The sequence below is a fragment of the Nocardia farcinica genome, from assembly GCF_029867845.1.
GTDB lineage: Bacteria > Actinomycetota > Actinomycetes > Mycobacteriales > Mycobacteriaceae > Nocardia > Nocardia farcinica_A.
Genome location: NZ_JARWRU010001229.1, coordinates 1 through 4,040, shown reverse-complemented (window position 1 = coordinate 4,040; position 4,040 = coordinate 1). Strand labels below are relative to the sequence as shown.

The following is a 4,040-nucleotide window of genomic DNA, read 5'->3' as shown; positions in this document are numbered from 1 at the left end:
GGTGCCGCGGGCCGCGCGGCCGCTCAACCCCCGCGGCATGCTCGACCGCACCGCGCGGCGGGGGCCCGCGCGGCCGGTGCGCCGGTCCGGGGCGCCCGCCACCGAGACCGAGAAGCTGCTGGCCGAGGTCTTCGCCGAGGTGCTCGAGCTCGGCCGGGGCGCGCGCGTCGGGCTCGACGACGACTTCTTCGAGCTCGGCGGCAACTCGCTGAGCGCCACCAAGGTGGTGGCCAGGCTGCGTCAGGACGCAGGCCTGGAGACCCGCGTGCAGTGGTTCTTCACCGACTCCACGGTGGCCACCCTGGCCAGGCGCATCGATCAGGCCGCCGCCTGCGGCGTCGACTACGAACCGGGCACCGACGACGCGCTCGGCCCGCTGCTGCCGATCCGTGGCGAGGGCAACCTGCCGCCGCTGTTCTGCTTCTACCCGATGGCGGGCCTGTCCTGGAGCTACGCGGGCCTGCTGGCCTACGTGGAGCCGAACCGGCCGGTGCTCGGCCTGCAGTCGCCCGCGCTGTCGGAGCCGGACTACCTGCCGCGCTCGCTCGAGGAGATGGCCGCGCGCTGCCTGGCCGAGATCCGCTCGGTGCAGCCGTTCGGGCCCTACCACCTGGTCGGCTGGTCGCTCGGCGGCCTGCTCGCGCACGCGGTGGCGGTCTCACTGCAGGAGGCGGGCGAGGAGGTCGCGCTGCTGGCGCTGCTGGACAGCCACCACGACATCGCCAAGGCCGACTTCCACACCGCGCTGCGCGGCGCGCTGGCCGAGATCGGCATCCAGGCCGACAACCTGCTCGGCGACGCGCCCGCGCCCGCGCTGAGCGAGGACTCGCTGGCGGCCCTGCACGCGGCCATCCCGGCCGAGCTGACCGCGCTCACCCCCGAGCGCCTCGGCCGGCTCTACCGCAGCGCGGTGCGCTCGGCGGAGCTGATCTCCGAGCACCGGCCCGGTGTGTTCAAGGGCAGGGTGGACTACTTCAGCGCCCGCATCCTCGGCGCGAACCTGGTGCGCGGCATCGACCCGGAGAACTCGGCCGTCAAATGGCGGGCGTTCGTCGCGGGCGAGGTCGTCGACCACCCGGTGCACGCCACCCACGACGAGATGACCTCCCCGCACGCGCTGGCGCAGATAGGTCCTACGCTGGCGGCGCGACTCGCCCCGGGGGTGCGAACCCCCGGCGCGGGTCCGATCAGGCATGATGGCTCCGCGAGGTAACGCGGTTGCCCCCCTGACGTGACGATCCTGATCCGATACGAAGTGAAGGTGCGAAATTGATTCGTCGGCAGACCCGGCGCCGCGGCTCCCGAGCCGCCGCGCTGATCGCGACCACCGCGGTGTTCGCCGGACTGATCTCCGGCCTCGGCGTCTCCTCCGCGACGGCCGATCCGATCATGGAGTCCGGCGCGCTGCTGGCCGACCCCGTCGCCCCTGACGGCTCGCGCATCTCCAGGGCCGAGGTCAAGGACGATCGCAACCTCCGGCTGTACGTCTACTCCGCCGCGATGGACAAGGACGTCATCATCGACGTCCAGCGCCCGGCCGACGCCTCGGTGCCGCGCCCGACGCTGTACCTGCTCAACGGCGCTGGCGGCGGCGAGGACTCGGCCTCCTGGGTGGCCAGGTCCAACGCCCTGGAGTTCCTGGCGGACAAGAACGTCAACGTCATCCAGCCCATCGGCGGCAAGTGGAGCTACTACACCGACTGGATCAAGGACGACCCGACGCTCGGCCGCAACAAGTGGAAGACCTTCTTCACCGAGGAGCTGCCCCCGCTGGTCGACGGCGCGCTGGGCACCAATGGCGTGAACGCCATCGCGGGCCTGTCCACCTCGGGCACCACCGTGCTCGCGCTGCCGATCGCCAAGCCCGGCCTGTACAAGGCCGCGGCCGCCTACAGCGGGTGCGCGCAGACCAGTGACCCGGTCGGCTCGGAGTTCATCAAGCTGACCGTCGAGGTCTGGGGCGGCGGCGACACCGAGAACATGTGGGGCCCGGAGGGATCGGAGGAGTGGGTCGCCAACGACCCGTATGTGAACGCCGAGGGCCTGCGCGGTCTGGACCTCTACATCTCCAGCGGCAACGGCCTGCCCGGCCCGTACGACACCCTCGACGGCCCGTACGCCCTGCCCGGCGCCTACGGTCTGGCCAATCAGATCATCATCGGCGGCGTCATCGAGGCCGGCACCAACTACTGCACCCACAACCTGAAGAACCGCCTCGACGAGCTCGGCATCCCGGCCACCTACAACTTCCGCCCCAACGGCACCCACTCCTGGGGCTACTGGAACGAGGAGTTCCCCCGCTCCTGGCCGGTGCTGGCCAAGGGCCTCGGCCTCTGAGCCCGTCTCACGGCACGGCGGCCAGTTCGCTCCAGGTCTTCCACACCCGAGGGGCGTAGTCGGCCAGCGGCGGGACGGTGATGCCCGTTCCGGCGAGGGCGGCGCTGGTGTTGGCGCGGTCGAACCAGCAGTCGAACTCGTTGTGCGTCAGCGCGTCCTCGGGCAGGCCGACGCTCGGCAGCATCCGCCGCGCGCCCGGCATGCGCAGTATCTTGCGCAGTGCGGCCTTGCCCGTGACCTCGACCAGGTGCGGTGCGCCCGCCTCGTCGGCGAACAGGTTGAGCGCGTCCACGGTGCGGACCCGGGTGGGGTCGGTGAGGTGGTAGGTGGTGCGCCCGGGGGAGCCGGAGAAGGCGATGTGAGCGAGGGCGGCGGTGACGAAATCCACCGGCACCATGTTGGTCTCGCCCAGTTGCGGCACCAGCACCGGCAGCAGCCGGGGCAGCTGACCCGCCCGGCGCAGCAGCTCGAACAGCCGCCGCGCGCTCACGTCCCCGGTGTCGACCTCGCCGGTGCGGGAGTGTCCCATCACGATGGCGTGGCGGTAGATCCGCCAGTCCAGCCCGCAGGCCCGCACCGCGCGTTCGGATTCGAGGCGCCCGCGCTGAGCCGGGGTGAGGCGCTGGCCGGTGTCGAGCATCTGCTCGGTGAACGGGCCGCGATGGTCGCCCGCCACCTCCACGGTCGACAGGTGGTGCAGCCGGTCCGCGCCGAGGTCCCTGGTCAGTTCGACCACCCGCCTGGTCGCGAGGGTGTCCAGCTCGGCCGAGAGTTCGGGATGGGGGCGCGTGCCCGCCGCTGCATCGCCGGATGCGCCGGACACGGGGTAGTTCGCGGCGGTGGCGCTGCCGTCGATGGCGGCGGCGAGGTGGAAGACGTGCTCGACGCGCCCGCGATGCTCACGCACCCAACCGGGATCGAGGGCGGGCCCGGCTCCGGCCAGATCACCGACGACCGGCCGGACGCGCCGTCCGCCGCCCCATTCGGCGGCGCAGCGGGCGAACCGCCGCTCGGCCGCCGCGCCCGGCCGGATCAGCACGTGGACCTCGCCGTCGCGGCGCAGCAGTTCGGGGATGAGGAATCGGCCGATGAACCCGGTCGCGCCGGTGACAAGTGATGTCATAGCCGATCAACATAGTGAATCGGCGTAGCCGTCCTGTGGCGGGCGTCACAACCGTGGCGTGTCCGGTGGGTGTCCGCGGGCCCGAGCTACCCGGGGGCGGCCCGCGAACCACCGATCCGCCGGTGTGGCGGAAGTGAGTGGCCGTGCGGGGCGTTCCCCGCACGGCGTCGTGGCGAGGGCTAGTCGCCGAAGACCGGCTTGCGCTTGCTCAGCATGGCGGTCGCGCCCTCGAGGAAATCCGGCGACTGGAGCAGTTCCACCTGGCCGGTCTTCTCGGCGGCCAACGTCTCGTCCAGGGCCGACAGCGTGGCCAGGTTCAGCGCGCGCTTGGTGAGCTCGAGCGCGCGGCGCGGGCCGGAGGCGACCTTCGCGGCCACCGCCTCGACCGCCGCGTCCAGCTCGTCGGCGGGCAGCACCGCGGTGAACAGGCCTGCCTTGTGGGCCTCGGTCGCGGGCAGGCGCTCGCCGAGCAGGGCCAGCCGCGCGGCCAGCGGACGACCGGCCGCCGCGGCGACCAGGGCGGCCGCGCCGCCGTCGGGCATCAGGCCGATGTTGATGAAGGCCCGCAGCAGGTAGGAGT

Annotated in this window: 4 protein-coding genes; 2 read left to right on the top strand and 2 right to left on the bottom strand. The window is 72.5% G+C overall.

Going from position 1 to position 4,040, the window contains the following annotated elements; all coding sequences use genetic code 11:
* Window positions 1-1,213: thioesterase domain-containing protein (locus QH283_RS27490; RefSeq protein ID WP_280505837.1), on the top strand; the 1,213-nt coding region annotated here is incomplete at its 5' end.
* Between the two features lie 101 nt (window positions 1,214-1,314).
* Complete coding sequence (locus QH283_RS27485; RefSeq protein ID WP_280505838.1) at window positions 1,315-2,337, top strand: alpha/beta hydrolase; 1,023 nt, start codon at window positions 1,315-1,317, stop codon at window positions 2,335-2,337.
* 7 nt (window positions 2,338-2,344) lie between these two features.
* Here the strand turns inward: QH283_RS27485 and QH283_RS27480 are convergent, their stop codons facing one another.
* Window positions 2,345-3,460, bottom strand: a complete 1,116-nt coding sequence (locus QH283_RS27480) for an SDR family oxidoreductase (RefSeq protein ID WP_280505836.1) — start codon at window positions 3,458-3,460, stop codon at window positions 2,345-2,347.
* Between the two features lie 179 nt (window positions 3,461-3,639).
* Window positions 3,640-4,040: enoyl-CoA hydratase-related protein (locus QH283_RS27475; RefSeq protein ID WP_280505835.1), on the bottom strand; the 401-nt coding region annotated here is incomplete at its 5' end.

Bases quoted from the DNA above. Each gene is read 5' to 3' on its own strand.
- QH283_RS27480 (WP_280505836.1), bottom strand. From the start codon at position 3,460: ATGACATCACTTGTCACCGGCGCGACCGGGTTCATCGGCCGATTCCTC.